Annotated in this window: 23 protein-coding genes, 1 tRNA gene and 1 pseudogene; 13 read left to right on the top strand and 12 right to left on the bottom strand. The window is 65.7% G+C overall.

Annotation, left to right across the window (positions count from 1 at the left end; all coding sequences use genetic code 11):
• Window positions 1-135: 135 nt before the first annotated feature.
• The 7 genes and pseudogenes from GD429_RS40880 to zwf all read right to left on the bottom strand — a co-directional run.
• Window positions 136-318, bottom strand: a pseudogene (locus tag GD429_RS40880) (T6SS amidase immunity protein Tai4 family protein); the annotation flags it as partial.
• A 118-nt stretch (window positions 319-436) separates the two neighbouring features.
• Window positions 437-793, bottom strand: coding sequence for a DUF1493 family protein (locus tag GD429_RS02445; RefSeq protein ID WP_105393447.1), 357 nt, complete (start codon window positions 791-793; stop codon window positions 437-439).
• The gene (locus tag GD429_RS02440; RefSeq protein WP_152855486.1) at window positions 793-1,224 is read right to left on the bottom strand and encodes an STM2901 family protein; all 432 of its coding nucleotides are present in this window, start codon (window positions 1,222-1,224) and stop codon (window positions 793-795) included. Before GD429_RS02440 ends, GD429_RS02445 begins: the two co-directional genes overlap by 1 nt.
• Window positions 1,225-1,239: 15 nt before the next feature.
• Window positions 1,240-1,467, bottom strand: coding sequence for a hypothetical protein (locus tag GD429_RS02435; protein ID WP_152855485.1), 228 nt, complete (start codon window positions 1,465-1,467; stop codon window positions 1,240-1,242).
• 329 nt (window positions 1,468-1,796) lie between these two features.
• Complete coding sequence (locus tag GD429_RS02430; protein ID WP_152855484.1) at window positions 1,797-3,725, bottom strand: bifunctional transcriptional regulator/glucokinase; 1,929 nt, start codon at window positions 3,723-3,725, stop codon at window positions 1,797-1,799.
• The gene (pgl, locus tag GD429_RS02425) at window positions 3,703-4,383 is read right to left on the bottom strand and encodes a 6-phosphogluconolactonase (RefSeq protein WP_321574353.1); all 681 of its coding nucleotides are present in this window, start codon (window positions 4,381-4,383) and stop codon (window positions 3,703-3,705) included. Before pgl ends, GD429_RS02430 begins: the two co-directional genes overlap by 23 nt.
• Before the next feature lie 88 nt (window positions 4,384-4,471).
• The gene (gene zwf, locus GD429_RS02420) at window positions 4,472-5,941 is read right to left on the bottom strand and encodes a glucose-6-phosphate dehydrogenase (RefSeq protein WP_152855483.1); all 1,470 of its coding nucleotides are present in this window, start codon (window positions 5,939-5,941) and stop codon (window positions 4,472-4,474) included.
• A gap of 432 nt (window positions 5,942-6,373) precedes the next feature.
• On the opposite strand from zwf, the gene GD429_RS02415 reads away from it, so the two are divergent.
• From GD429_RS02415 to GD429_RS02400, 4 genes are all read left to right on the top strand, one after another.
• Window positions 6,374-7,621 carry an ABC transporter substrate-binding protein gene (locus tag GD429_RS02415; RefSeq protein WP_152855482.1) on the top strand — a complete coding sequence of 416 codons (1,248 nt, stop codon included), beginning with the start codon at window positions 6,374-6,376 and terminating at the stop codon, window positions 7,619-7,621.
• Between the two features lie 138 nt (window positions 7,622-7,759).
• Complete coding sequence (locus GD429_RS02410) at window positions 7,760-8,698, top strand: sugar ABC transporter permease (RefSeq protein WP_321574352.1); 939 nt, start codon at window positions 7,760-7,762, stop codon at window positions 8,696-8,698.
• A complete protein-coding gene (locus tag GD429_RS02405) occupies window positions 8,688-9,545 on the top strand; it encodes a carbohydrate ABC transporter permease (protein ID WP_105393441.1) in 858 nt (285 codons plus the stop codon). Before GD429_RS02410 ends, GD429_RS02405 begins: the two co-directional genes overlap by 11 nt.
• A gap of 110 nt (window positions 9,546-9,655) precedes the next feature.
• On the top strand, window positions 9,656-10,774 hold the full coding sequence (locus tag GD429_RS02400; RefSeq protein ID WP_131947152.1) for an ABC transporter ATP-binding protein: 1,119 nt from the start codon (window positions 9,656-9,658) through the stop codon (window positions 10,772-10,774).
• Window positions 10,775-10,864: 90 nt separating this feature from the next.
• Here GD429_RS02400 and GD429_RS02395 read toward each other — a convergent pair whose 3' ends face one another.
• The 3 genes from GD429_RS02395 to trxB all read right to left on the bottom strand — a co-directional run bounded on the left by GD429_RS02395 (window position 10,865) and on the right by trxB (window position 13,352).
• Window positions 10,865-11,488: a trimeric intracellular cation channel family protein gene (locus GD429_RS02395; RefSeq protein ID WP_034182961.1), complete on the bottom strand. Its 624-nt coding sequence runs from the start codon at window positions 11,486-11,488 to the stop codon at window positions 10,865-10,867.
• A complete protein-coding gene (locus GD429_RS02390; RefSeq protein WP_152855480.1) occupies window positions 11,475-12,254 on the bottom strand; it encodes a Smr/MutS family protein in 780 nt (259 codons plus the stop codon). The genes GD429_RS02395 and GD429_RS02390 overlap by 14 nt, the downstream gene beginning before the upstream one ends.
• Window positions 12,255-12,389: 135 nt before the next feature.
• Window positions 12,390-13,352 (bottom strand): thioredoxin-disulfide reductase, encoded by a 963-nt coding sequence (gene trxB / locus GD429_RS02385; protein ID WP_152855479.1) that lies wholly within the window; start codon window positions 13,350-13,352, stop codon window positions 12,390-12,392.
• A 401-nt stretch (window positions 13,353-13,753) separates the two neighbouring features.
• Between trxB and GD429_RS02380 the strand changes: the two genes are divergently transcribed.
• The 3 genes from GD429_RS02380 (at window position 13,754) to GD429_RS02370 (ending at window position 18,287) form a co-directional block, all read left to right on the top strand.
• The gene (locus tag GD429_RS02380; RefSeq protein WP_034182964.1) at window positions 13,754-16,063 is read left to right on the top strand and encodes a DNA translocase FtsK; all 2,310 of its coding nucleotides are present in this window, start codon (window positions 13,754-13,756) and stop codon (window positions 16,061-16,063) included.
• A 46-nt stretch (window positions 16,064-16,109) separates the two neighbouring features.
• Window positions 16,110-16,799 carry an outer membrane lipoprotein chaperone LolA gene (gene lolA / locus GD429_RS02375; protein WP_152855478.1) on the top strand — a complete coding sequence of 230 codons (690 nt, stop codon included), beginning with the start codon at window positions 16,110-16,112 and terminating at the stop codon, window positions 16,797-16,799.
• A 177-nt stretch (window positions 16,800-16,976) separates the two neighbouring features.
• Complete coding sequence (locus tag GD429_RS02370; RefSeq protein ID WP_152855477.1) at window positions 16,977-18,287, top strand: replication-associated recombination protein A; 1,311 nt, start codon at window positions 16,977-16,979, stop codon at window positions 18,285-18,287.
• A 39-nt stretch (window positions 18,288-18,326) separates the two neighbouring features.
• Here the strand turns inward: GD429_RS02370 and GD429_RS02365 are convergent, their stop codons facing one another.
• Window positions 18,327-18,596, bottom strand: coding sequence for a DUF2164 domain-containing protein (locus GD429_RS02365; RefSeq protein WP_034182967.1), 270 nt, complete (start codon window positions 18,594-18,596; stop codon window positions 18,327-18,329).
• Between the two features lie 248 nt (window positions 18,597-18,844).
• Between GD429_RS02365 and serS the strand changes: the two genes are divergently transcribed.
• The 3 genes from serS (at window position 18,845) to GD429_RS02350 (ending at window position 22,318) form a co-directional block, all read left to right on the top strand.
• Window positions 18,845-20,146, top strand: coding sequence for a serine--tRNA ligase (serS, locus tag GD429_RS02360; protein ID WP_034182968.1), 1,302 nt, complete (start codon window positions 18,845-18,847; stop codon window positions 20,144-20,146).
• A gap of 116 nt (window positions 20,147-20,262) precedes the next feature.
• Window positions 20,263-20,353 (top strand) — tRNA-Ser (locus GD429_RS02355).
• A gap of 429 nt (window positions 20,354-20,782) precedes the next feature.
• Window positions 20,783-22,318 (top strand): methyl-accepting chemotaxis protein, encoded by a 1,536-nt coding sequence (locus tag GD429_RS02350; protein ID WP_152855476.1) that lies wholly within the window; start codon window positions 20,783-20,785, stop codon window positions 22,316-22,318.
• Window positions 22,319-22,432: 114 nt separating this feature from the next.
• Here the strand turns inward: GD429_RS02350 and GD429_RS02345 are convergent, their stop codons facing one another.
• On the bottom strand, window positions 22,433-23,593 hold the full coding sequence (locus GD429_RS02345) for an alkane 1-monooxygenase (protein ID WP_152855475.1): 1,161 nt from the start codon (window positions 23,591-23,593) through the stop codon (window positions 22,433-22,435).
• A gap of 518 nt (window positions 23,594-24,111) precedes the next feature.
• On the opposite strand from GD429_RS02345, the gene GD429_RS02340 reads away from it, so the two are divergent.
• From GD429_RS02340 to minD, 3 genes are all read left to right on the top strand, one after another.
• A complete protein-coding gene (locus tag GD429_RS02340) occupies window positions 24,112-24,774 on the top strand; it encodes a GNAT family N-acetyltransferase (RefSeq protein ID WP_227791523.1) in 663 nt (220 codons plus the stop codon).
• A 158-nt stretch (window positions 24,775-24,932) separates the two neighbouring features.
• Complete coding sequence (minC, locus tag GD429_RS02335; protein WP_152855473.1) at window positions 24,933-25,712, top strand: septum site-determining protein MinC; 780 nt, start codon at window positions 24,933-24,935, stop codon at window positions 25,710-25,712.
• A 59-nt stretch (window positions 25,713-25,771) separates the two neighbouring features.
• Window positions 25,772-26,587, top strand: a complete 816-nt coding sequence (gene minD / locus GD429_RS02330) for a septum site-determining protein MinD (protein ID WP_034182973.1) — start codon at window positions 25,772-25,774, stop codon at window positions 26,585-26,587.
• The last annotated feature ends 5 nt before the right edge of the window (window positions 26,588-26,592 follow it).

Below are 26,592 nucleotides of genomic sequence, written 5' to 3'. Positions count from 1 at the left end.
GTGCGGGCAGCGTTCGACTGGAAATCAGCAATGAACCAGTTTGCTATCCTGTTCGGTGAACGATTCACCCAGGCGCGTGGATAACGCGTTGTTCAACCGCCTCGCCCACAAAAATGCGGACAGGTTCTCGAAGTCGGTCCAATCCATTAGTGCACTGGCGCTGCTTCCCGCGTCCATCGCAGCGGACGGTTCATTCCGATAAGCGGTCGCGATGCATTCGGCGAGCACCATGTCCTTGTAGTTCTGCGCGTAGGTTCGGGCGCCCGCTTGCGGCGACGACGTCGTATCCGTGGCGTGGCTGGGTTGTGCCGCGAACATCAGTGCCCCGAACATCACACACCGGAGCAGCGGATATTGACTCATGGCGGACTCCAGAGGTATGCACAGATCCGACGCATCGCCTAAACAATAAACCGGTCTATTTGGTGAGGTGCAATCAGCGCGGCAGGCTTTCCAAGCGCTGATTGCTCCACTCTCCATCCAAAATAGCCTGATAGAGCATGCCTAGAGTCAGTGGCACTTTGTCATATTTTTCTCGGCGTTTTCTGGAGAAGGCCATCCGCACCACTTCAATCAAGCTAAAGCCCTCTCCTGAGAAATAGCGATTGAAATCAAAATCTCCAAATTGCACCGGAAATTTATCGAAGAAGCTCTCCATAAACTCGACCGCATCGTCGCCAGTGATATCCAAATCACCCTCGATGGCATGACCTTTTGTGAGAATTTTTTTGGGACTAACACCGGCCTCCCTTCTCACAAAATCCTCAAACTCGTTCCATGTAAGCTGGCTCATCAGAACACCTTGTCCTCAGGCTTAACAAGCGAGTTATAGCGCGACACGGAACGAATGCTGATCATCGTGACATCCTTGGCAGCAATGACCCAGCCGACGACAGGAACCGCGCGCCCAACGAAAACCCCAATGTTTCTTACCAGAATGAATCTCAAGCGCTTAACGCTGGCGTTGGTCAGCGTTAGGAGGATCTTCTTCTTCAAATCGTAGTCCAGATACTTGCGACTCAATATCGACGCAACAGAAGTACCCGGCGTGGTACCAAAGGGCTTCGCTCGTGTTGGCATCCAATTCTGACCGGCCACAATGGCAACCACTGCTGCTACATCGTCAACACCAAGTTCCTTGCATGTCTCATCGATAAAGACAAGGAAAAACAGTTCCATCGGCGTGAGATCTCGATGTGTACCAAAGGCATAGGTATTGTTCATTATAGTATTCCTCTCTCAGGCTATCGACGAGGCTGAAACCTCGAAGAGAACGATCCCCTGCCTATCGTCCAGGGTGCTGCCTCCAAGCGAAGGCGGGAATTTGATCACTTCTGCTTTGCCCCATCGCTGGATATTGGTGGTCACGTTGCCACCAATCGTCAAGGCAACTTTCTCCGCGGAATTTATCGGCGCGTAAATGCGCATTGTTGCTGCCCATGCGGCTGAAAAACGTGGTCTAGGCATATCCCTCTCCGCAAACTGGATGAACGTGATGCTGTCGATGCCAATCGGGGTTCTGTGAGAAACGCGTCATTTCTCGCGTCGGACCGGGATGGCGGCATCACGCGGAGTGAAGGAAGTTTCCGAGCCTGGACAACTGCTGACAATTGGACTTGTTCGAAAATGGGAGCGTGTACGAACGTATGACGTCACGCGCGCCGTCGGCAGAAGGCATCGTCGATGCCTGCCGGGCCGCTGTCGTGCGCGCCGGTACCGCTCATGCAAAACACCCCGAACGCCGGGCTTGAATCAGCGTTCGGGGTGTCGTGGATCGACGGCGTTTCGCCGAAGCGTCAATCCCGCGCGACGTCCTTCGCCGCCGGCGATGCGCCGTGGCTCAGCCAGTCGAGCACGTCCGCCGTTTCGTCGTCGCTCGCCCGCGCCCGCGCCTGCGCGACGGCCTCGGGCAGCTCGCCGTTCGGCGACGCGCGGCGGATCGCGACGCCGACCGCGAGGATGTCGATCATCAGCAGATGCAGGATCCGCGAGATCATCGACAACTGCGACTCGCGCATCTCGATGTGGTCGGTCTCGAGCGCGACGGTCGCGCGCTTCGCGAGCGGCGTGTTGCTCGACGTGATCGCGATCACCTTCGCGCCGGCCTGCATCGCGACGTCGAGCACGCGCAGCAGCTCGGGCGCACGCCCCGACTTCGACACCGCGACGATCACGTCGCCCTTGCCGAGCAGCGCGGCCGACGCGGCCTGCATGTACAGGTCGCCGTACGCGATCGTCGGGATCCCGAAGCGGAAGAACTTGTAGTGCGCGTCCTGCGCGACGATGTTCGAGTTGCCGAGCCCGTAGAACTCGATGCGCCGCGCGCCGTTCAGGATCTCAATCGCGTTCTCGACATGCTCGAAGTTCAGGTGCTCGCGCAACTGCAGGATCGCCGACACCGTGTTGTCGAGCACCTTCGCGCCGAAGTCGGTGGCCGTGTCGCCGAGATGCACCTGGCTGTGGCTCATCGGGATCGTGCCGGTGAGGCCGGTGGCGAGCTTCAGCTTGAAGTCCGACAGCCCCTGGCAGCCGAGCGAGCGGCAGAAGCGGATCACGGTTGGCTGGCTCACGTCGGCCTTGCGCGCGATGTCGACGATCGGATCGTTGATGATCGAGCGCGGATGGTTCAGCGCGAGATCGGCGACGCGGCGCTCGGCCGGCGTCAGCGCATCGCGCATCTGGCGGATCCGCTCGAACACGGCCGACGACGCGCCGCCCGAGCGGTTCGACAGCTGCTCCGCGAGGATCGCCGACACGCCGAGGAACGCCGGGTATTCGGCGGTGATAAGGTAGGTCGGGATGTTCTCGAGATAGTGCGTGAAGCGGCCCTTCGCCTCGAAGCGCGCGCGGAACGACGAGCGCGTGAACAGTTCGCCGAGCTTCAGCGCGACGCCGCCGCCGATGTACACGCCGCCGAGCGCGCCGAGCGTCAGCGCGACGCTACCCGCGAACGCGCCGAGAATCCCGCAGAAGCATTCGACCGTCTCGAGCGCGAGCGCTTCGCCCGCATGCGCGCGCTCGACGATCTCGACCGTGTCGACGGTCGCGGCGACGCGCTTCTTGTCGCGCGCGGCGAGTGCGCGATAGATGATCTCCATGCCGGGGCCCGCGCACACGCGTTCGAACGACACATGCGGAAACTTCTTGCGCGCGTACTGCAGCACGAGATCCTCGCGCTCGTCCTGCGGCGCGAACGACGCGTGGCCGCCCTCGCTGCCGAGCGCGATCCAGCGGTCGTCGGCCGGGATCAGCCCCGACACGCCGAGCCCCGTGCCGGGCCCGAGCAGCCCGATCACGCTGTTCTGGCGGCGCGTGCCGCCGCCGACCTGCACGCGCTGCGCGTCGGTCAGGCCCGGCAGCGCCATCGCGAGCGCGGTGAAATCGTTGACGACGAGCAGCGTGTCGAAGCCGAGCGCACGGCGCGTCGCCTCGATCGAGAAGCTCCAGTCGTGGTTGGTCATCGTGACCTGGTCGCCGTCGACCGGATTGGCGATCGCGATCGCCGCGTGGTTCACGCGGCTGATCTTCACATCCTTCAGGTACTTGCGGATCGCGTCGGTGATCGTCGGATAGTCGGCGCCGGGATACACGCGGATCTGCGTGATCTCGCCCGGACCGGTTTCCAGCGCGAAGCGCGCGTTGGTGCCGCCGACGTCCGCGAGCAGGCGCGGGCCGTCGGCATGCTGACCCGCGACGACCGCCTTACTTTGCGCACCAGTAGACATCGAGCTGGGTCCCCTTGTCGTTGGCCAGTTGGGAAATCGCGTTCTTCTGCAGCGACGCGGCCGCGGCGTCGAGCACGGCGCGCTTGGCGGGGCCCGCGATCAGCAGGAACAGCCGCTCGACGCGCTTGAGGGCATCGAGCGAAAAGCTCACGCGCGCGTGCGGCGCGGCGCCCGGATGCACGGCGACGAAACGCTCGGGCGTCGCGATCGCGTGGTCCCATTCGGGTGCGTCTGCGAAGATCGACGCGGTGTGGCCGTCCTCGCCCATGCCGAGCACCGCGACGTTCGGCACGCGGTAGTCGGCGTTCGCGTTCAGCGCGGCGACGTGCGCGTCGAGCGTGGCGCGCGTGTCGACTAGCGGCAGGAAGCGGGCAGGGGCCGCCGCGTGCTGCAGCAGCGTATCGCGCACGAGGTGCGCGTTGCTGGCCGCGTCGTCCTCCGGCACCCAGCGGTCGTCGACCAGCGTCACGTCGACGCCGGCCCAGTCGAGCGCGGCATGCGACAGCGTTTGCAGGAACGGGCGCGGGCTCGTGCCGCCGGACACCGCGAGCGTCGGGCGCGCGGGGCCGGCGAGCGCGGCGCGCAGCGCATCGCCGACGGCGCGCGCGAGCGCTTCGCTTTGCGCTTCCTGGGTGTCGAAAGCGTGGATCTCGATCACATCTCCTCCGGACTGCTTTGTATGTTCAAATCGTACGAATCGTGGGGCACGTTGCCGCACGCAGTCGCGCGCGCGGCAACGGCTTGCATCAGTTTTCTTCTTCGAGCCAGCAGGTGTCGTGCTGCGCGAGCATCGCGCTCGCCGCGGCCGGCCCCCACGTGCCCGCCGCGTACGGCTTCGGCGGCTTCAGCGAGCGCGCCCATTCGTTCAGGATCGGCTCGACCCAGCGCCATGCGGCTTCCTGTTCGTCGCGACGCACGAACAGCGCGAGCCGGCCGTTGATCACGTCGAGCAGCAGGCGCTGGTATGCCTCCATCTGCCCTTCCTTGAAGAACCGGTCGAACGCGAGGTCGAGGTGCACGCTCGCGAGGTTCATCCCTTCGCCGGGCTGCTTCGCGAGGCAGTACAGGCGGATCGTCTCGTTCGGCTGCAGCCGGATCACGAGGCGGTTCGAACCGGGGCGCAGCGCGGTCGGTCCGAGCGCCGAGTGCGGCACCGGGCGGAAGTTGACGACGATCTCCGCGACACGATCGGCGAGACGCTTGCCGGTGCGCAGGAAGAACGGCACGCCGGCCCAGCGCCAGTTCTCGATCTCGACCTTCAGCGCGACGAAGGTTTCGGTCTGGCTGTCGGGCTTCACGCCCGGCTCGGTCGCGTAGGCCGGCACCTGCGCGCCCTTGATCACGCCCGCATGATACTGGCCGCGCACGGCAACCTTGCCGATGTCGCGCGGATCGACCGGCTTCAGCGCCCGCAGCACGCGCAGCTTCTCGTCGCGCACCGCGTCGGAATCCATCGAGTGCGGCGGCTCCATCGCGACGATCGACAGCAGTTGCAGCAGGTGGTTCTGCACCATGTCGCGCAGCGCGCCCGTATTGTCGTAGAAATCGCCGCGCGCTTCGACGCCGAGTTCCTCGGCGATCGTGATCTGGATGCTCTCGACCCATTCGCGGCGCCACAGCGGTTCGAACAGCGCATTGCCGAAGCGCAGCGCGAGCAGGTTCTGCACCGGCTCCTTGCCGAGATAATGGTCGATCCGGTAGATCTGGCCTTCCGCGAAGATCTCGCCGACCGCGTCGTTGATCGCATTCGACGAGCGCAGGTCGTAGCCGAGCGGCTTCTCGAGCACGATGCGCGAGCCTTCGTTCAGGCCGACCGACGCGAGCGCGTTGCAGATCGGCACGAACAGCGACGGGCCCGTCGCCAGATAGAACACGCGGATGCCGGGCAGCGATGCGATCGCGTCGCGCAGCACGACGTAGTCTTCCGCGCGGCCGAGGTCGAGCTTCACGTACTCGATGCGCTGGAGAAAGGACTTCCATGCGGCTTCGTCGAACGCCTTGCCGGCCGCCTTGACCGCATGCGGCTTCACATGCGTGTCGACCCACTCCAGATAACCCGCCTGATCCGATTCGTGCCGCGCCACGGCGACGATCCGGCCGCTCTCCGCCAGCATGTTCGCACGGTGCGCTTCGAACAGCGCGGGCAGGATCTTGCGCATCGACAGATCGCCGGTGCCGCCGAAAAGTACGAAGGTAAAGCTGGAATCGGTATGCATGTGTCTCCGCCGGGTTTTGGGGTGCTGGGAAGCAATCCGTAGTGCGATAAAAATATTTTTGACACTGAATTGTAGTTTAACTACAATCCGCCGCAAGGGGTAGCACCTGGGTGAAGAAAAAAAGAAGTGCGGTCGATGAACTGCGCGAGCTTCGCCTTCGGGAGCGCCTTGTGCCGAATGTTATCGGACATTGACGGCGCGCATCGTCCGCGCACCGTTGGCCCCGGGCTCGCGTCGCATCATCGCGGCGGGCCAGAAACACAAAGAGGAGACACGCCGTTGAATCTCGATTCACGCTTTCTGTAAGAGCCCGGCCGGTCATCGGCCCCGTACGCTGCATGCGTCCCGCGGCTCGATTTCCCCGTCGTTATCAAGAAGCCGGTTCCCGGTCAGGGAACCTCACGAGTTGATTCAGTCTGGAGGAGATAAGTAATGAAAGTTCGCTCGATCATGGGCGCGCTCTGCGCGGCAGGTCTGATGGCTGGCGCCGTGGCGGCGCAGGCAGCCGAGAATGTAACGGTGCTGCACTGGTGGACCTCGGGCGGCGAGTCGAAGGCCGTCGGCGTGCTGAAGGACGACGTGCAGAAGCAGGGCTACGTGTGGAAGGACTTCGCGGTCGCGGGCGGCGCCGGCGCCGCGGCGATGACCGCGCTGAAGACCAAGGTGATCAGCGGCGACGCACCGTCGGCCGCGCAGATCAAGGGCCCGCTGATCCAGGACTGGGCCGACCAGGGCGTGCTCGTCAACATCGATTCGGCCGCAGGGGACTGGAAGCAGAACCTGCCGCCGGAAATCGACAAGATCATCAAGTACAAGGGCCACACCGTCGCCGCGCCGTTCTCGGTGCACCGCGTGAACTGGCTGTACATCAACAAGGCCGCGCTCGACAAGATCGGCGCGAAGGTGCCGACCACCTGGCCTGAATTCTTCGCGGTGGCCGACAAGCTGAAGGCCGCGGGCATCCAGCCGGTCGCGATGGGCGGCCAGCCGTGGCAGGACCTGACGCTGTGGGAAGACGTCGTGCTGTCGCAGGGCCCGGCGTTCTACAAGAAGGCGCTGGTCGACCTCGACCAGGCGACGCTGACGTCGCCGCAGATGCTGTCCGTGTTCGACACGGTGCGCAAGATCCAGGGCTACTTCGATACGGGCCGTAACGGCCGCGACTGGAACCTCGCGACCGCGATGGTCATCAACGGCAAGGCCGGCATGCAGTTCATGGGCGACTGGGCGAAGGGCGAGTTCGAGAACGCGGGCAAGAAGGCGGGCAAGGACTACATCTGCGCGGCGGTGCCGGGTACGGCGAATGCGTACACGTTCAACGTCGATTCGTTCGTGTTCTTCCAGCAGAAGGGCGAGAAGGCCGCGACGCCGGGCCAGATCGCGCTCGCGAAGACGATCATGACGCCGGACTTCCAGGAGCAGTTCAGCCTGCTGAAGGGCTCGGTGCCGGTGCGCCTCGGCGTGAAGATGGACAAGTTCGACGACTGCGCGAAGAAGTCGTATGCGGACGAGCAGACCGCGATCAAGTCGGGCGGCTTCGTGCCGTCGCTCGCACACGGGATGGCGCAGAGCGATGCGACCGCCGGCGCGATCACGGACGTCGTGACGAAGTTCATGAACTCGCAGCAGGATTCGAAGAGCGCGGTCGCCGCGCTCGCGAAGGCCGCGAAGGTCAAGTAACGCGCGACAGGCGCCCGGCCGGACACGCTTCATCGGCCGGGCGTTTTTGCAAGTGCAGCAAACGGGCTCGCCCGCGGGCCCGCGCCGTACCCGGCGCCGGCCCGGCCTGCGCCGCCCTCGTTCCAGGAGTCGAATCAAGTGGCTGCCCCTCTTAGCGGAAACGGATCCGGCGATACCGCCGCACGGCGTACGTCGCCGATGTCGGCCTTCGCCGATCGCTGGATTCCGAAGCTCGTGCTTGCGCCGAGCGTCGCGATCGCCGTGGTGTTCATCTACGGCTTCATCCTGATTACCGGATATCTGTCGCTGACCAACTCGCGGCTGTTGCCGAACTACGAATTCGACGGCTTCGGCCGTTACTCGGACCTGTTCCAGAACGACGTGTGGTGGACATCCGCCGCGAACCTCGGCTGGTTCGGGATTCCGTTCATCGCGGTCTGCGTCGCGCTCGGCTTGTTCCTCGCGATCCTGCTCGACCAGCGGATCCGCAACGAAGGCGCGCTGCGCGCGATCTTCCTGTACCCGATGGCGTTGTCGTTCATCGTCACCGGCACTGCGTGGCAATGGATCCTGAACCCGGGCCTCGGCCTCGAGAAGGTGATGCACGACTGGGGCTGGACGAGCTTCTCGTTCGACTGGCTCGGCGATCCGGACAAGGCGATCTTCTGCGTGGTGATCGCGGCCGTGTGGCAGTCGACCGGCTTCGTGATGGCGCTGTTCCTGGCAGGGCTGCGCGGCGTCGACGCCGAGATCTTCAAGGCCGCGCAGGTCGACGGCGCGACGCTGCCGACCATCTACCGCAAGATCGTGATCCCGAGCATGCGCCCGGTGTTCTTCTCGGTGCTGCTGATCCTCTGCCACATCACGATCAAGACCTTCGACCTGGTCGTCGCGCTGACGGCGGGCGGCCCGGGCACGTCGTCGTCGCTGCCGGCGATGTTCATGTATACGTTTTCGTTCAACCGCGGCCAGCTCGGGCTCGGCGCGGCGTCGTCGGTGATGATGCTCGCGACCGTGGTCGCGGTGCTGGTGCCGCTGATGTATATGGAATCGAGGAGCACCCGCAATGCAGCCTAAGATGACGATCAGCCGGGCAGTGATCTACGCGGCGCTGATCTTGTTCGCGCTGTATTTCCTGTTCCCGATCTACGTGATGCTGTCGACGTCGTTCAAGGACCTCGACCAGCTGCGCACCGGCAACCTGCTGACGCCGCCCACCAACTGGACCGTCGAGCCGTGGGTGAAGGCGTGGAGCGGCGCGTGTACCGGCGTGCGCTGCGACGGGATGAAGCCGTTCTTCCTGAATTCGCTGCAGATGGTGATCCCGGCCGTGCTGATCTCGTCGCTGATCGGCGCGTTCAACGGCTACGTGCTCACGCACTGGCGCTTTCGCGGCGCGGACGCGCTGTTCACGATGATGCTGGTCGGCTGCTTCATCCCGTTCCAGGTGATCCTGCTGCCGATGGCGCGCCTGCAGGGGATGCTCGGCCTCGCCAATACGATTCCCGGCCTCGTGTTCGTGCACGTCGTGTACGGGATCGCGTTCACGACGATGTTCTTCCGCAACTTCTACGTGAGCGTGCCGTCCGAGCTCGTGAAGGCCGCGCGCATCGACGGCGCCGGCTTCTTCACGATCTTCACGAAGATCCTGCTGCCCGTGTCGCTGCCGATCTTCATGGTGTGCCTGATCTGGCAATTCACGCAGATCTGGAACGACTTCCTGTTCGGGATCGTGTTCTCCGGCGTCGATTCGATGCCGATCACGGTGGCGCTGAACAACCTCGTCAACACGTCGACGGGCGTGAAGGAGTACAACGTCGACATGGCCGGCGCGATCATCGCCGCGCTGCCGACGCTGCTCGTCTACATCGTCGCCGGCCGCTACTTCGTGCGCGGGCTGACGGCGGGCGCGGTGAAGGGGTAGGCGCGGCCTTATCCGATACGACGAACCGGCCGCGCACGTCGCGCGGCGCATCGAAACGAACCCGACGCGGCGCGTTAGCGCCGCGCGAGACGAGACAGAGGATTCACAGCATGGCAAGCCTTTCCATCCGTGACGTGTACAAGACCTACCCGAACGGGGTGCCGGTCCTGAAGGGTGTCGACATCGAGATCGAGGACGGACAGTTCCTGATCCTGGTCGGCGGTTCGGGCTGCGGGAAATCGACGCTGCTCAACATGATCGCCGGGCTCGAGACAGTCACGAGCGGCGAGATCTGCATCGACGGCAAGGTCGTCAACGACCTGTCGCCGAAGGATCGCGACATCGCGATGGTGTTCCAGTCGTACGCGCTGTATCCGTCGATGACGGTGCGCGAGAACATCTCGTTCGGCCTGAACATCCGCAAGGTGCCGAAGAACGAGCAGCAGCAGATCGTCGACCGCGTGTCGCAGATGCTGCAGATCCAGCACCTGCTCGACCGCAAGCCGGGCCAGCTGTCGGGCGGCCAGCGCCAGCGCGTCGCGATGGGCCGCGCGCTCGCGCGCGATCCGTCGCTGTTCCTGTTCGACGAGCCGCTGTCGAACCTCGACGCGAAGCTGCGCATCGAGATGCGCGCGGAAATCAAGCTGCTGCACCAGCGCCTCGGCACGACGATCGTCTACGTGACGCACGACCAGATCGAGGCAATGACGCTCGGCGACCGGATCGCGGTGATGAAGGATGGCGTGGTCCAGCAGTTCGGCGCGCCGCAGGAGATCTACGATTCGCCGGCGAACCTGTTCGTCGCGGGCTTCATCGGCGCGCCGCCGATGAACTTCATCAACGGCAAGCTGGTCGAGCAGGGCAGCGGGATCGCGCTCGAGATCGACACGGGCCTCGCGCGCAGCGCGCTGAAGCTGCCGTTCGACGCGAAGCGGATGAACGGCCACGTCGGCCGCGAGGTGATCCTCGGCCTGCGTCCGGAGCGCATCACCGACGCACGCAACGCGCACAACGGCGAGGCGTCGAGCCTGCAGCCGATCGACGTGCGCGTCGACGTGACCGAGCCGACCGGGCCGGACACGCACGTGTTCGCGCAGGTGAACGGCAAGCGCATCGTGAGCCGCGTGCATCCGGCCGCGAACCCGCAGCCGGGGCAGACGCAGTCGCTGCTGTTCGACGTGTCGAAGGCCGTGCTGTTCGATCCGGCATCGGAAGAGCGGATCGCATGATGCGGCGTTCGCGCTGAATGAAGGAGAAGGGGCCGTCTCGAATGAGCGGCCCCTTTTGTTTTGGCGCTGAAGCTGGCGCTGCGGCGGCAGTCAGTGCGGCAGCCGCACGTCGAACTTGAACGTCGCCAGCCGCGCGGCGAGGATGAAGCCGGTCGCGAGCAGCACGCTGTACACCGAATCGAACTGCAGCCACACGAGCAGCAGGTAGAACCAGCAGCCGACGAATGCGCAGGTCGCGTAAGGCCGCGAATCGCGCAGGATCAGCGGGATGTCGTTGCACAGCACGTCGCGGATGATCCCGCCGACCACGCCGGTGATCACGCCCATCATCACCGCGATGAAGCGCGGCATTTCGGCGTCGAGCGCGATCGACGTGCCCGAGATGCTGAAGATGCCGAGCCCGATCGCGTCGGCGACCAGCAGCAGCCGCTCGGCCGACAGCCGCGACAGCATCCGCAGCACGAACGGCGCGAACAGCGCGAGCACGAAGATCGCGATCACGTAGTCGTCGTGCACGACCCAGTAGAACGGCCGGCGCTCGAGCAGGATGTCGCGCAGCGTGCCGCCGCCGAACGCGGTGGCGAGCGCGACGACGAACGTGCCGACCGAGTCGAGGCGGTTCTTGCGCGCCTCGATGAAACCCGAAATCGCAAACGCCAGCGTGGCGATCGCCTCCAGTACGGCGATCGCGAGCGTCAGCCTAGGATGCGGCACGCGGCCCCCGGTCGGCCGGCGCCGCGAGCGGCTGCAGCAGCACGAGCACCGCGCCCGCGCCGCCGTCGATGCCGCGCGCCTCGCAGAACGCGATCACTTCTTCCTTCTGCACGAGCCACGCGCGCACCTTGCCTTTCAGCACGGGTTCCTTGCCGATCGAGCCGAGCCCCTTGCCGTGGATCACGCGCAGGCAGCGCAGCCCCTTCTTGCCGGCTTCGCGGACGAATTCGGCAAGCGCGTCGCGTGCCTCGTCGCGGCGCATTCCGTGCAGGTCGAGCTGCGCCTGCACGATCCACGCGCCGCTCCTCAGCTTGCGCACCACGTCGCGGCTGATGCCGGGGCGGTGGTAATACAGCGAGTCGTCGCTGTCGAGCAGCGTTTCGGGATCGAATTCGTCGGACAGCGTCGCGTTCAGCACGGCTTCCTCGTCGCGCTGCGTCTGCTTCGGCACCGGGTCGGGCGGCATGCGGCCGGACGCCGCGCGCGGCGGCGCGTTCAGCGGCCGGATCGCGCCGATTTCGTTGCGGAACAGGTTCGCGTCGGCTTCCGCCTTGCGCTCGGCCTTCGCGGTTTCGATGCGCGTGCGTTCGCGGCGCTCGGCTTCGCCTTGCAGCGACTTGCGCAGCGCGCCGAGGCCGGCGAGGCCCTGGCCGCGCAACGCGGCCGGATCGGGCGCGGGCGGCACGGCGGCCGGCGCGGGGTTCGCGGGACGGGCGGCAATCTGTCGCTTCGCGGGATCGCTCGGATGGGGCTGGTTCTTCGCCATGATTCGATAGCAGGGCAGGCGCGTTCGGGCGCGCGGGCAAAAAAAAGCCGCTGCGCGGCGGCAGCGGCTTTCCGGTCGGGCCCGCTTCGCGGCAGCGGACGCCATTGTAGCGCCCGGCGCGGCAAGGATTGCGGCTTACTTCTTGTCGTGCAGGCTTTCGAGGTAGCGCTGCGCGTCGAGCGCGGCCATGCAGCCCGTGCCCGCGCTCGTGATCGCCTGGCGGTACACGTTGTCCTGCACGTCGCCCGCGGCGAACACGCCCGGCACGCTCGTCGAGGTGGCGTTGCCGTGCAGGCCGCTCTTCGTCAGGATGTAGCCGTCCTTCATCTCGAGCTGGCCCTGGAACAGGTCGGTGTTCGGCTTGTGGCCGATCGCGACGAACACGCCCTGCACGTTGAGGTCTTCCTTCGCACCGGTCTTCACGTTCTTGATGCGCAGGCCCGTGACGCCCGAATCTGCGCCCGTCACCTCGTCGAGCACGTGATCCCACTTGATGTCGACGACGCCTTCCTTTTCCTTCTCCAGCAGGCGGTCGATCAGGATCGGCTCCGCGCGGAACTTGTCGCGGCGGTGGATCACCGTGACCTTCTTCGCGATGCCCGTCAGGTAGAGCGCTTCCTCGACGGCCGTGTTGCCGCCGCCGATCACCGCGACTTCCTGGCCGCGGTAGAAGAAGCCGTCGCAGGTTGCGCAGGCCGACACGCCCTTGCCCATGAACGCCTCTTCGGACGGCAGGCCGAGATACTGCGCGGACGCGCCGGTCGCGATGATCAGCGAGTCGCACGTGTATTCGCCCGAGTCGCCGATCAGGCGGATCGGCTGCTCGTGCAGTTTCGCGGTGTGGATGTGGTCGAAGACGATTTCGGTGTTGAAGCGCTCGGCGTGCTCCAGGAAGCGCGCCATCAGCTCCGGACCCTGCACGCCTTTCGCATCTGCCGGCCAGTTTTCGACATCGGTCGTGGTCATCAGCTGGCCGCCCTGCGCGATGCCGGTGATCAGCACCGGGGACAGGTTGGCGCGTGCTGCGTAAACGGCAGCCGTGTAGCCGGCGGGGCCGGAACCGAGAATCAGGACTTTGGCGTGTTTGGGCGTGGACATGTGCGAATCCGTAAAAGGCGGCCGCGGCGGGCGGGGTAAGGCTCGCCGTACGATCCGGAGTTGACCGGGATGCCGTCATAGATGGGTATCAGTCGCGCATTATAAAGGCCCCGTTGCTGCGTTGCCGAACGAGAGTTTCAATCATGCCGATAGCGTTTGGCGGCGAGCCTCCCGCGCCGGCGCGGCGGGCCGGGCAGGCGGCCGGCTTGCGGCGGTGCGTTGTCGCAGGTCCGGTCAAGGGGGCGGCCGTCCGGCCGGCTTGCGCTCGCTGGCGGCGCCCGGTTCGGCACCCCGTCCCTGTTATGTAACCGTCATTTACACTTGGCGGCCCGGTGCAGCGTTTACAATAAGCGGGATCGAACGACAGGCGGGCGCATGGCCCGTCCTCTTTATACGGATTCATGGCAAAAGCTCCTTATTCCGCCCAGGCACAGGCGTTGCCGCACCGGATGTCGAAGCTCCTCACGGAGATCCGCTGGATTCTCCAGGTCGCGCTCTGCGCCTTTCTGGTGATGGCCCTGCTGAGCTACAGCCGGCGCGATCCGAGCTGGACGCACGCCGCGCAGGTGGACCACATCTCGAACTGGGCCGGCCGCGTCGGCGCGTGGACGGCCGACATCATCCTGCTGCTGTTCGGCCTGTCGGCCTACTGGCTGATCGTGCCGCTCGGGCGGCGCATCGCCGTCAACTACCGCCGCATCACGCGCCACGAGGCGATTCCCGACGAACCCGAGCGGCCGATCGGCTGGCTCACCGAGATCTTCGCGTTCGTGCTCGTCGTGCTGGCGTGCGACGGCATCGAGGCGCTGCGCATGTGGTCGCTGAAGGTGCAGTTGCCGCGTGCGCCGGGCGGCGTCGTCGGCGAGGCCGTCGCCGGTGCGATGTCGCATGCGTTCGGCTTCACGGGCGGCACGTTGCTGCTGCTGATCGCGCTCGCGATCGGCCTGTCGCTGTATTTCCGCTTCTCGTGGCTGTCGGTCGCCGAGCGCGTCGGCGGCGCGATCCTGTCGGCCGTCAACGTCGCGAAGCTGCGCCGCGAGGCCGAGCGCGATCGCAAGCTCGGCGAGGCCGCGGCCGTGCGCCGCGAAGGCAAGGTCGAAGAGGAGCGCGTGCGCATCGAGGATCACGAGCCCGTGACGATCGTGCCGCCGGTCGTCACGCCGGCGAAGTCCGAGCGCGTCGAGCGTGAGCGCCAGGTGCCGCTGTTCACCGACCTGCCGGGCGATTCGACGCTGCCGCCGGTGTCGCTGCTCGATCCCGCGCCGAAGACGCAGGAAGCGATTTCGGCCGATACGCTCGAATTCACGTCGCGCCTGATCGAGAAGAAGCTGAAGGATTTCGGCGTCGAGGCGAGTGTGGTTGCCGCCTATCCGGGCCCGGTCGTCACGCGCTACGAGATCGAGCCGGCCACCGGCGTGAAGGGCAGCCAGATCGTCAACCTCGCGAAGGACCTCGCTCGCTCGCTGTCGCTCGTGTCGATCCGCGTCGTCGAGACGATTCCCGGCAAGAACTATATGGCGCTCGAGCTGCCGAACCAGCGCCGCCAGACCGTGCACCTGTCCGAGATCATCGGCTCCGAGGTGTATGCGGCCGCATCGTCGGCGCTGACGCTGAGCCTCGGCAAGGACATCGGCGGCAAGCCCGTGTGCGCGGATCTCGCGAAGATGCCGCACCTGCTCGTCGCCGGCACGACCGGTTCGGGCAAGTCGGTCGGGATCAACGCGATGATCCTGTCGCTGCTGTACAAGGCGACCGCCGAGCAGGTGCGCCTGATCCTGATCGATCCGAAGATGCTCGAAATGAGCGTCTACGAAGGCATCCCGCACCTGCTGTGCCCGGTCGTCACCGACATGCGCCAGGCCGGCCACGCGCTGAACTGGACGGTCGCGGAGATGGAGCGCCGCTACAAGCTGATGAGCAAGCTCGGCGTGCGCAACCTCGCGGGCTACAACAACAAGATCGACGACGCGGCCAAGCGCGAGGAGAAGCTGCCGAACCCGTTCAGCCTGACGCCGGAAGATCCCGAGCCGCTCGGCCGCCTGCCGAACATCGTCGTCGTGATCGACGAGCTGGCCGACCTGATGATGGTCGTCGGCAAGAAGGTCGAGGAGCTGATCGCGCGGATCGCGCAGAAGGCGCGCGCGGCCGGCATCCACCTGATCCTCGCGACGCAGCGTCCGTCCGTCGACGTGATCACGGGTCTCATCAAGGCGAACGTGCCGACGCGGATCGCGTTCCAGGTGTCGTCGAAGATCGACTCGCGCACGATCCTCGATCAGATGGGCGCGGAATCGCTGCTCGGGATGGGCGACATGCTATACCTGCCGCCGGGCAGCGGGCTGCCCGTGCGCGTGCACGGCGCGTTCGTCGGCGACGACGAAGTGCATCGCGTCGTCGAGAAGCTCAAGGAGCAGGGCGAGCCGAATTACGTCGAGGGCCTGCTCGAAGGCGGCACCGCCGACGGCGACGAGGGCTCGGCCGGCGCGGGAACTGGCGAAGGCGGCGGCGAGTCTGATCCGCTGTACGACCAGGCGGTCGAGATCGTCATCAAGAACCGCCGCGCGTCGATCTCGCTCGTGCAGCGGCATCTGCGGATCGGCTACAACCGCGCGGCGCGGTTGCTCGAGCAGATGGAGCAGTCGGGGCTCGTATCGGCGATGTCGTCGAGCGGCAACCGCGAAATTCTTGTGCCGGCGCGCGACGCGGAATGAGTCCGCGGCGCCCGCAGCGCCGGCCACCCACGGAGAAAACCGCAATATGCAGCAACATTCGTTCGCAATGTCTCTTCGTTCGACGCGGCGCTGGCTCGGTGCGGCGTTCGCCGGCGCATCGCTGATGCTCGCGGCGACGCACGCGTTCGCGGGCGGCACCGAGCAACTGAAGGCCTTCGTGTCGCAGGTGCGCTCGGCGAAGGGCGATTTCACGCAACAGATCGTCAAGGCACCGGCCAAGGGCGCGAGCGCCGTGCAGGCCGCGCCGAAACCCACCGACAATTCGAGCGGCACGTTCGTGTTCGCGCGGCCGGGCAAGTTCATCTGGACGTACCAGAAGCCGTACCAGCAGGTGCTGCAGGCCGACGGCGACAAGCTCTACGTATACGACCGCGACCTGAACCAGGTCACCGAGCGCAAGCTGAACGGCGCGCTGGGCGCGAGCCCCGCCGCGATCCTGTTCGGCAGCAACGATCTCGACAAGAACTACACGCTGCGCGATGCCGGCGAGAAGGGCGGCATCGAGTGGCTCGAGATGCTGCCGAAGGCGCAGGACACGCAGTTCCAGCGGATCGGCATCGGTTTCCGGAACGGCACGCTCGCCGCGATGGAGCTGCATGACGTGTTCGGCAACGTCACGCTGCTGACGTTCACGAACATCCAGACGAATCCGCCGCTGAAGGGCGACACGTTCAAGTTCGTCGTGCCGAAGGGCGCCGACGTGATCAACGGCTGACCGGCGCCGCGCGCCGCTTTTCTGCAACGGGCCTGCCGGCGACGGCAGGCCCGTGTCGTTTTCGGGCGCGGGCATCAGGCGCGAGCCACCGGGCACGGCGGCGCCGTTGCGCGGCTGTCATAATGTCGGGTCCGGCGGCCGGTTCGGCCGCCATCGTTTGATGTGGAGCGAGGGTTCATGTCCGACCTGTTTCAAGTCGAGCCGCGCCGGCCGCTCGCCGAGGCGCTGCGGCCGAAGACGCTCGCCGAGGTGATCGGCCAGACGCATTTGCTGGGCGAAGGCAAGCCGCTGCGGCTCGCGTTCGAATCGGGCAAGCCGCATTCGATGATCCTGTGGGGGCCGCCCGGCGTCGGCAAGACGACGCTCGCGCGGCTCACCGCGCTCGCGTTCGACTGCGAGTTCATTGCGCTGTCCGCGGTGCTCGGCGGCGTGAAGGACATCCGCGAGTCGATGGAGCAGGCGAAGGACACGTTGAACCGCACCGGTCGCCACACGATCCTGTTCGTCGACGAGATCCACCGCTTCAACAAGGGGCAGCAGGATGCATTGTTGCCGTTCGTCGAGTCGGGGCTCGTGACCTTCATTGGAGCTACGACCGAGAACCCGAGTTTCGAGGTCAACTCGGCCTTGCTGTCGCGTGCGCAGGTGTACGTGCTGAAGTCGCTGGACGACGACGAGATGCGCCAGTTGCTGAAGCGCGCGCAGGAGATCGCGCTCGATGGCCTCGCGTTCGACGACAAGGCGATCGATACGCTGGTCGGTTATGCGGACGGCGACGCGCGGCGTTTCCTGAACCTGCTCGAACAGGCGCAGACGGCCGCATCGTCGGCCGGCGTCGCGACGATCGACGCCGAATTCGTCAGTAGTGCGATGACGCTGAACGCGCGGCGCTTCGACAAGGGCGGCGACAACTTCTACGACCAGATCTCGGCGCTGCACAAGTCGGTGCGCGGTTCGAGTCCCGACGGCGCGCTGTACTGGTTCTGCCGGATGATCGACGGCGGTGCGGATCCGAAGTATCTCGCGCGGCGCATCGTGCGGATGGCGTGGGAAGACATCGGCCTCGCCGATCCGCGCGCGCTGCAGATGGCGAACGACGCGGCCGAGACCTACGAGCGGCTCGGCTCGCCGGAAGGCGAACTCGCGCTCGGGCAGGCGGTGATCTATCTCGCGTGCGCGGCGAAGAGCAACGCGGGCTACAACGCGTTCAACCAGGCGATGGCGTTCGTGAAGCAGGACAAGTCGCGCGAGGTGCCCGTGCATCTGCGCAACGCGCCGACCAAGCTGATGAAGGAACTCGGCTACGGCCACGCGTACCGTTACGCGCACGACGAACCGAACGCGTATGCGGCCGGCGAGACGTACCTGCCGGACGGGGTGCGCGAGCCGCACTGGTACAAGCCGGTGCCGCGCGGGCTCGAATCGAAGATCGCCGACAAGCTCGCGTGGCTGCGCGAGCTCGACCGCGAGGCTGGCAAGAAGGACTGACGGGCGACGCGTGGCCCGGCCGGCGCCGTACCGGATGCGTCAGCGCTTGCGGCCGGGCTGCTGTTTCTTCCAGTACTCGAACGGTTCTTCGTGGCAGTCGATGTCGAGCTCGGCGACCCGCGCGTGCAGGCGTTCCTGAGCGTCGGCGATCGCGAGGTTGTAGATCGCGGGCGCAATCTCCTCGACGAAGAAATGCAGCAGCGCGCCGGCCTGGATGTTGCCGATCGGCTCGTCCATGTTTTCTGTGAAATAGCGTTGCAGCGACGCGATTGCGCGGTCGCGTACTTCCTTGTCCAGTTCGATGGCCATCGGGTTCCTTGAATGGCGGTGATGCGGATGCGGGTGCGTCGTACGACGCGTTGCGTGCGGCCGGTGCAGGCGTTTCGCCGTCCGCAATGTGGTTTGGCACAATGTGACGCCCCGGCCGCTCAGGCAAGCCGGCATGGCGATACTGCCACGACCGGCCGTTTTCGGGCATCGTCCATCAGGCCAGTGCCGTGGCGGCCGCGCGGTGCGTTAGAATTCCCGTCTTACACAACGATTTTCCAAGTCCTCCCATGCTCGACATCCAGTTGCTGCGCAAAGACCTCGACGGCGTCGCGAAGCGCCTCGCCGATCGCGGCTACACCCTCGACATCGCCGCGTTCTCCGCACTCGAAGCGGAACGCCGCGCGATCCAGACCCGTACCGAAGAGCTCCAGGCGCGCCGCAACAGCCTGTCGAAGCAGATCGGCGCGATGAAGGGGAAGGGCGAGGACACGTCGGCCGTGATGGCCGAGGTCGGCGGGATCGGCGACGAGATGAAGGCGGGAGAAGCCAAGCTCGGCGACATCCAGGCGCGCCTGTCCGACCTGATGCTGGGCATGCCGAACGTCGCGCACGAAAGCGTGCCGGTCGGCAACGACGAAGCCGACAACGTCGAGGCGCGCCGCTGGGGCACGCCGCGCCAGTTCGACTTCGAAGTGAAGGATCACGTCGATGTCGGCACGCCGCTCGGCCTCGATTTCGAGACGGGTGCGAAGCTCGCCGGCGCGCGCTTCACGATGCTGCGCGGCCCGATCGCGCGCCTGCACCGCGCACTCGCGCAGTTCATGATCGACACGCACACGCAGCAGCATGGCTATACGGAGACGTACACGCCGTACATCGTGAACCCGGAGATCCTCTACGGCACGGGCCAGTTGCCGAAGTTCGCGGACGACATGTTCCGGGTCGAGAAGGGCGGTGCGGAGAACACGGTCACGCAATACCTGATCTCCACGTCCGAGATCTCGCTGACGAACACCGTGCGCGAGTCGATCGTCGACGCGTCCGCGCTGCCGATCAAGCTGACCGCGCATTCCCCGTGCTTCCGCTCGGAAGCCGGTTCGTACGGCCGCGACACGCGCGGGATGATCCGCCAGCACCAGTTCGACAAGGTCGAGATGGTGCAGGTCGTCGCGCCGGAAACGTCGTACGCGGCGCTCGACGAGATGGTCGGGCATGCGGAAGCGATCCTGCAGAAGCTCGGCCTGCCGTACCGCGTGATCACGCTGTGCACGGGCGACATGGGCTTCTCGGCCGCGAAGACGTTCGACCTCGAGGTGTGGCTGCCCGCGCAGAACACCTATCGCGAGATCTCGAGCTGCTCGAATACCGAGGCGTTCCAGGCGCGCCGGATGCAGGCGCGTTTCCGCAACGCGCAGGGCAAGCCGGAACTCGTGCATACGCTGAACGGTTCGGGTCTCGCGGTCGGTCGTACGCTCGTCGCGGTGCTGGAGAACTACCAGAACGCGGACGGCTCGGTCACGGTGCCGGAAGTGCTGCGTCCGTACATGGGCGGCATGGAGCGGATCGACGCGCCAGCACAGGCGTCGTGAAATCGGCTGCGGAAGCCCTCGCAAAAAAAATTGCGGAAGGGGCTTGTCAGCTCAGAAAAGATCGTTTTATAATCTTTTCTTTCCCGGACATGACCAACCGGGAAATGCGGTAAAACGGAGAGGTGGCAGAGTGGTCGAATGTACCTGACTCGAAATCAGGCGTACGGTTTCCCCGTACCGTGGGTTCGAATCCCACCCTCTCCGCCAGAATACGAAACCCCTTGATCCGGAAAGATCAAGGGGTTTTTCGTTTTGGGTCTGCGGCGCGATGGGTCGATTGCAGTTGCAGTGACAACGGTTTGGTCATCGGCACGTCGGACGTGCTGATGCGATGGCGACGAACTGCGCGCACGATCGTGTCGCGTCTTCGATGCAGTTGCGCCGCATGGCAAGCACCGCGACACAATGACGAACCGACTGTCGAAAGCCCTGAAGGTTTTGCACTGCTGACTGCCATCATCGCTGTCGTGGACATCCGCGGCGCGCATCGTGCCGGCATGGCGCTGACGCTCGGCAATGCGGCGCCGGTCTTCGCCACTTTCCTCAGCTTTAAGCCTTCTCGTCCCGCGCCGTTAACACGGTGCGGCGGCCGGCACCCGTGCCGAGCCGCGTCGTCCCCCGTCGATTCAAGGTCCCATGAAGCTGAGCTACAAGATTCCCCTCGCATTCGCCGTCGCGCTGTTGCTGATGTTCGGCGGTGCGCTGTACGGCATCCACATCCTCAACCGGTCGATCGATACGTTCGCCGAAGACGTGCAGACGAACGTCGGCAACGAACGGCTCGTATCGGCCACGCTCGTGCAGTTCAAGCTGCAGGTGCAGGAGTGGAAGGACACGCTGCTGCGCGGCAAGCAGCCCGACAAGCTCGACCGGTACTGGCAGGCATTCCAGGCGCGCGAGCGGACGGTCGATTCGCTCGCCGCGCAGCTCGTGCGTCAGTTGCCGCCCGGCGAGAGCCGCTCGCTCGTCGAGCAGTTCATGCGTGCGCACACGGCGATGGGCGACGGTTACCGGCGCGGCTTCGACGCGTTCAAGGCGGCCGGCTTCGAGCCGTCGACAGGCGATGCCGCCGTCGCGGGCGTCGACCGCGAACCGGCGGCGCTGCTGGAGCGGGCCGCGAAATCGATCGCCGACGAGAGCGCCGCCGTGTCGGCGCAGGCGAGCCGCGACGCGCAGCACGCGACCACCGCGAGCCTCGCGCTGATGCTGGTCGTGCTCGGCGTTGCGATGGTCGGTGCGTTCCTGTTCAGCCGCGCGATCCTGCGTCCGCTCGACCGTGCGGTTGCGTGTGCACAGGCCGTCGCAGGCGGCGACCTGACGCGCAACGTCGATGCAACCGGCCGCGACGAGATCGCCGATCTGCTGCGTGCTTTGCAGACGATGCAGACGAGCCTGTCGGGCGTCGTGCTCGAAGTGCGGACGCATGCCGAAGCCGTCGCGACGGCGAGCGCGCAGATCGCGTCGGGCAATCACGATCTGTCGTCGCGCACCGAGTCGCAGGCCGCGTCGCTCGAGGAGACGGCGGCCAGCATGACCGAACTGACGGGCATCGTGCGCCAGTCGGCCGAGCACGCGCAGCACGCGGCGCAGCTTGCGCGCGACGCGTCGAATATCGCGTCCGCGGGCGGCGGCGTGATGACGGATGCCGTCCACACGATGAACGGCATCGCCGACAGCGCGGCAAAGGTCGGCGAAATCATCGCGGTGATCGACGGCATCGCGTTTCAGACCAACATCCTTGCGCTGAACGCGGCCGTCGAGGCGGCCCGTGCGGGCGAGCAGGGCCGCGGCTTCGCGGTCGTCGCGGCCGAGGTGCGCACGCTCGCGCAGCGCAGCGCGTCGGCTGCGAAGGAGATCAAGGGGCTCATCGAGCAATCGACGCAGCGGGTCGACGAGGGTGCCGTGCTGATCGGCCGCGCGGGCGAATCGATTCATGAGATCGTCGGCGCGGTGCAGCGCGTCACGACGATCGTCGGCGAGATCTCGTCGGCGTCGCAGGAGCAGAGCGGCGGCATCCGGCAGGTGAACGTCGCGGTCACGCAGATGGACGAAGCGACGCAGCGCAACGCGGCACTCGTCGAGCAGGCCACGGCCGCGACGCAGGCGCTGGCCGAGCAGGCGAGCGCGCTGCGGCACGCGGTGGCCGTGTTCAGGCTGCCGGAAATGGCGTGACGGCGTGGCCGTCGCGCCGGGTTCCGAAGGAACTGGATACCGACGCGGCGACGGCTTTCAGCGGCGCACGACGTGGCGAGCGCGCACTGACTCCCGCCGGCCCGCCATCCGCAATCACGCCGCAGCCGGAAACTGCGCGAGCACCCTGGCACGAATCGACGGCTTGATGTTCGATTGCGCCATGTCGCCGCCGTAGTGCGCGACGACGCGTGGATTCATCACGCGATACCAGAGCGGCGGCACGTACGCGAACAGGATCATCGTCGCGTAGCCGGCCGGCAGTTGCGGCGAATCGTCGAAGTGGCGCAGCGCCTGGTACGAGCGCGTCGGATTCGCGTGATGGTCGGCGTGCCGCTGCAACTGGTACAGGAACAGGTTGGTGACGACGTGATTGCTGTTCCACGAATGCTGCGGCGTGCAGCGTTCGTAGCGGCCGCTCGGCAGCTTGCGGCGACCGAGCCCGTAGTGCTCGACGTAGTTCACCACTTCGAGCAGCGACGCGCCGTAGACGGCCTGGATCACGAGGAACGGGATCACGACCTTGCCGGCCATCGCGATCGCGATGCCCCACACGACGACGGTCATCGCCCATGCGTGCAGCACCTCGTTGCGCCAGGTCCACGGCGAATGCCCGAGCCGCTCGAGGCGTGCTTTTTCGAGCCGCCACGCCGAGCGAATGCTGCCGGTGACCGTGCGCGGCAGGAATACCCAGAACGACTCGCCGTAGCGCGCGCTCGCCGGATCCTCGGCCGTCGCGACGCGCACATGGTGACCGCGGTTGTGCTCGACGTAGAAGTGGCCGTACGCGACCGGCGCGAGCGTGATCTTCGCGAGCCAGCGTTCGAAGCGGTTCGTCTTGTGCCCGAGCTCGTGCGCGGTATTGATCGAGATGCCCGTCGCGGCGCCGAGCGACAGCGCGAAGCCGACGTAGTCGTACCACGCGAGCGTGTGCGTGCCGACGATCCATATGCACACGAAGAACGCGACGTATTCGACGAGCGTCGCGAGATAGACGATGAACCGGTAATAACGCTCCCGTTCGAGGTGCGGCACGACGGCCTCGGGCGGATTGTCGCGATCGTCGCCGATCAGCGTGTCGAGGATCGGGATCACGCCGAATGCGAACAGCGGACCGAACCACCAGAACACATGAAGGCCCGTCGCCAGCGCGAGCTGGGCGGCGAGGATCGGTAACGTGATCGTCAGCGCGCCGAGCAGCCACAAATAACGCTTGCCATCCGACCAGCCCGAAGCCGATCCGTCGGTCATTGCCATTGTCTCCCTCCAGTCGGCCGGCCCGGTGGGCGACCGCATGCACGGTTGTTCGAATCCTCGTTGGCCCGCGACACGCGCGGTGGCGCCGGATCGTCGCCCGGTTCTGCCTGTTATACGACCCGTGCGCACGGTTTCCAAACCCTGCCGCTAGGCGCGAGGCTCCAAACGGAGGGCCGCGTGCGACGCATGCCGGGAAGGGCTGGCGCGCGCCGATTGAAACATGCCCGGGAGGCCGGATCGGCCCGCGTGATCCATCTGTTTGTCAGTTGATTGGCGCCGCGTGACGCGCGCAGGTATCGGCCCCGCGGGCTCGCAACGAATGTTGCGTCGCAATAAGCGAAATGGGGCGGGTATCGGCGAGACGCCTATTTCGGCTACATATATTACGAATCATTACGATCCCCGGACGAGATGCGAAGCGCCCTGAAACGCGCCTGCCGCGTATCGCAAGGCGAACGAAGCGAGGCGTCGAACGAAGAGGCCATGACTGCCGTCCGTCGGCGCGTATCGATGCGCCGATGCTGCACCTGCACACCGGTTTGCGCACACCGCCGGCGGCGGCGCCTGCCGCCTTTCGATTCGTGCCGCCATTTGAAAATTACGATTTGACTCATGCCCCGCTTTCGGTTGAAGCTACTAGCTTGCTGTCCGAAGGGGGCTGTGCCTGCATGAGTTCGACCTTGACCGTTCGTCGTATCGTTGCCGACCAGGGCGGCGTGTATCGCGAACTCCGCGCCGCGTCGCTGCGTGAGCCCTACGCGCCCGGCGAAGCGCCGGAGGCCGAATTGCTGAACGTCGAAACGGACGCAGCGTCGGCGATTGCCGCGCAACGCGCCGTGTCCGACGAGTCGACGACTTTCCTGCTGTACACCGAAGGCCATCCGGCCGGCATGATCGGCGCGTATTTCGACAACACGCCCGAACGGCGCGCGTTCGTCAGCGAGCTGTGGGTCGCGCACGCGGTGCGTCACCTGCGCGGCGGCGTGCTGCTGCTGGAAACGGCCACCGCGTGGCTCGCCGAGCGCGGCGCCCACGAGGTCTATGCATGGATCGCCGATGCGAACCGCAACGCGATCCGTTTCTACGAGCGCGCGGGTTTCGGCAACACCGGCGAACACGCGCCGATCGCGCGGATGCCCGGCGCGATGAAATCGCTGTTCGTGTCGCAGGTGAAGCACTGAAGTGACGCCCGCGCGGTGCGATGAAGGCCTGGTCGCACGCTTGCCTGCCCGCCTGCCGGTCGCGCGCCCGCCCGGGCCGTAGCAACCCGGTGTCCCAAAAATAATGGCCCCGCGCGTGGACGCCTGTAAAATACGCAAAAAATTTTTGCAGAGTGTCCATGTCGCTTAAAAAATCGCCATTCTTCGAGCTGCGCAGCGGATCGGTCGATACGTTGCTGTTCACCGTGAAGACGACCGATCTCGACGCGTTGCGTGCCGAACTGGTCAAGCGCTTCGAAGCGACTCCCGAGTTTTTTGCCGACGATGTCGTCGCGATCGACGTCCGCCGCCTGGCGGAGGGCGAGCGCGTCGCGCTGGCCGATATCCGCCAGATGCTGAACGACGTGCGGATGCGTCCGGTGGGCGTGGTCGCATCGGCAACGCAGGGCTGGGCGGGGGAAGCCGGCCTGCCGTTGCTGGAGGCGCGCGATCGCCGCGCGCCGGCCGCGAAGCCGGCCGAGGGCTCGGAAGCGTCGCCGATCGCCGAGGCCGTCGTCGCAGCAGCAGCCGCGGCGGCGCCCGAGCAGGCGTCCGAGCCGGCGCCGGCGTCGAACCAGGCGGGCGGCCAGACGCTCGTGATCGACCGGCCGTTGCGTTCGGGGCAGCAGATTTACGCGAAAGGAGACCTCGTGGTGCTCGCGCCGGTCAGTCACGGCGCGGAGATCATCGCGGAAGGCAATATCCACATCTACGCGCCGTTGCGCGGCCGCGCACTCGCGGGCGTGCACGGCAATCACGACGCGCGCATTTTCTGCACGTGTCTCGAACCGGAACTGATTTCGATCGCGGGCATCTATCGAACAACCGAGAACCCGTTGCCCGCCGAAGTACTGGGCAAAGCGGTGCAGATCCGGCTCGAAGAGGAAAAACTGATGATCGAACCGCTGCGCCTGACGTAATTCACGCCGCGCACGCCGGATCGATCGGCTCTCATTGACGAACACAGGGTATTGGGTAAATGGCAAAAATCATCGTGGTGACCTCGGGCAAGGGCGGCGTGGGCAAGACGACGACGAGCGCGAGCTTTGCGTCCGGTATCGCGCTGCGCGGCCACAAGACGGCCGTGATCGACTTCGACGTCGGCCTGCGCAACCTCGATCTCATCATGGGCTGCGAGCGGCGCGTGGTGTACGACCTCGTGAACGTGATCCAGGGCGAAGCGAACCTGAACCAGGCGCTGATCAAGGACAAGAAGTGCGAGAACCTGTTCATCCTGCCGGCGTCGCAGACGCGCGACAAGGATGCGCTGACGCGCGACGGCGTCGAGAAGGTGCTGAACGACCTGGTCGCGATGGACTTCGAATACATCGTCTGCGATTCGCCGGCCGGCATCGAGGCCGGCGCGCTGCACGCGATGTACTTCGCGGACGAAGCGCTGATCGTCACGAACCCGGAAGTGTCGTCGGTGCGCGACTCGGACCGCATTCTCGGCATCCTGTCGTCGAAGACGAAGCGCGCGACCGAAGGCAAGGATCCGATCAAGGAACACCTGCTGATCACGCGCTACAGCCCGAAGCGCGTGAGCGAAGGCGAGATGCTGTCGCTCGAGGACATCAGCGAGATCCTGCGCATCAAGCTGATCGGCGTGGTGCCCGAGTCGGAAGCCGTGCTGCATGCGTCGAACCAGGGCCTGCCGGCCGTGCACATCGACGGCACCGACGTCGCCGAAGCGTACAAGGACGTCGTCGCGCGCTTCCTCGGCGAGGACAAGCCGCTGCGCTTCACCGATTACCAGAAGCCGGGCCTGCTGCAGCGCCTCTTCGGCAGCAAGTAACGGAG

This window comes from Burkholderia sp. BE17, assembly GCF_009362305.1.
GTDB classification, from domain to species: Bacteria; Pseudomonadota; Gammaproteobacteria; order Burkholderiales; family Burkholderiaceae; genus Burkholderia; species Burkholderia pyrrocinia_C.
Note: the sequence above shows the minus strand (reverse complement) of the source record. Positions and strands in the feature narration are given on the sequence as shown.

What these genes read in the sequence shown, in the direction of transcription:
- GD429_RS02435 (WP_152855485.1), bottom strand. Translation starts at nt 1,467, where the DNA reads ATGCCTAGACCACGTTTTTCAGCCGCATGGGCAGCAACAATGCGCATT.
- GD429_RS02345 (WP_152855475.1), bottom strand. Translation starts at nt 23,593, where the DNA reads ATGGCAATGACCGACGGATCGGCTTCGGGCTGGTCGGATGGCAAGCGT.
- GD429_RS02440 (WP_152855486.1), bottom strand. Translation starts at nt 1,224, where the DNA reads ATGAACAATACCTATGCCTTTGGTACACATCGAGATCTCACGCCGATG.
- lolA (WP_152855478.1), top strand. Translation starts at nt 16,110, where the DNA reads ATGCAGCAACATTCGTTCGCAATGTCTCTTCGTTCGACGCGGCGCTGG.
- minD (WP_034182973.1), top strand. Translation starts at nt 25,772, where the DNA reads ATGGCAAAAATCATCGTGGTGACCTCGGGCAAGGGCGGCGTGGGCAAG.
- GD429_RS02365 (WP_034182967.1), bottom strand. Translation starts at nt 18,596, where the DNA reads ATGGCCATCGAACTGGACAAGGAAGTACGCGACCGCGCAATCGCGTCG.
- GD429_RS02430 (WP_152855484.1), bottom strand. Translation starts at nt 3,725, where the DNA reads ATGTCTACTGGTGCGCAAAGTAAGGCGGTCGTCGCGGGTCAGCATGCC.
- GD429_RS02370 (WP_152855477.1), top strand. Translation starts at nt 16,977, where the DNA reads ATGTCCGACCTGTTTCAAGTCGAGCCGCGCCGGCCGCTCGCCGAGGCG.
- serS (WP_034182968.1), top strand. Translation starts at nt 18,845, where the DNA reads ATGCTCGACATCCAGTTGCTGCGCAAAGACCTCGACGGCGTCGCGAAG.
- minC (WP_152855473.1), top strand. Translation starts at nt 24,933, where the DNA reads ATGTCGCTTAAAAAATCGCCATTCTTCGAGCTGCGCAGCGGATCGGTC.
- trxB (WP_152855479.1), bottom strand. Translation starts at nt 13,352, where the DNA reads ATGTCCACGCCCAAACACGCCAAAGTCCTGATTCTCGGTTCCGGCCCC.
- zwf (WP_152855483.1), bottom strand. Translation starts at nt 5,941, where the DNA reads ATGCATACCGATTCCAGCTTTACCTTCGTACTTTTCGGCGGCACCGGC.
- GD429_RS02380 (WP_034182964.1), top strand. Translation starts at nt 13,754, where the DNA reads ATGGCAAAAGCTCCTTATTCCGCCCAGGCACAGGCGTTGCCGCACCGG.
- GD429_RS02445 (WP_105393447.1), bottom strand. Translation starts at nt 793, where the DNA reads ATGAGCCAGCTTACATGGAACGAGTTTGAGGATTTTGTGAGAAGGGAG.
- GD429_RS02415 (WP_152855482.1), top strand. Translation starts at nt 6,374, where the DNA reads ATGAAAGTTCGCTCGATCATGGGCGCGCTCTGCGCGGCAGGTCTGATG.
- GD429_RS02400 (WP_131947152.1), top strand. Translation starts at nt 9,656, where the DNA reads ATGGCAAGCCTTTCCATCCGTGACGTGTACAAGACCTACCCGAACGGG.
- GD429_RS02350 (WP_152855476.1), top strand. Translation starts at nt 20,783, where the DNA reads ATGAAGCTGAGCTACAAGATTCCCCTCGCATTCGCCGTCGCGCTGTTG.
- GD429_RS02405 (WP_105393441.1), top strand. Translation starts at nt 8,688, where the DNA reads ATGCAGCCTAAGATGACGATCAGCCGGGCAGTGATCTACGCGGCGCTG.
- GD429_RS02390 (WP_152855480.1), bottom strand. Translation starts at nt 12,254, where the DNA reads ATGGCGAAGAACCAGCCCCATCCGAGCGATCCCGCGAAGCGACAGATT.
- GD429_RS02340 (WP_227791523.1), top strand. Translation starts at nt 24,112, where the DNA reads ATGCTGCACCTGCACACCGGTTTGCGCACACCGCCGGCGGCGGCGCCT.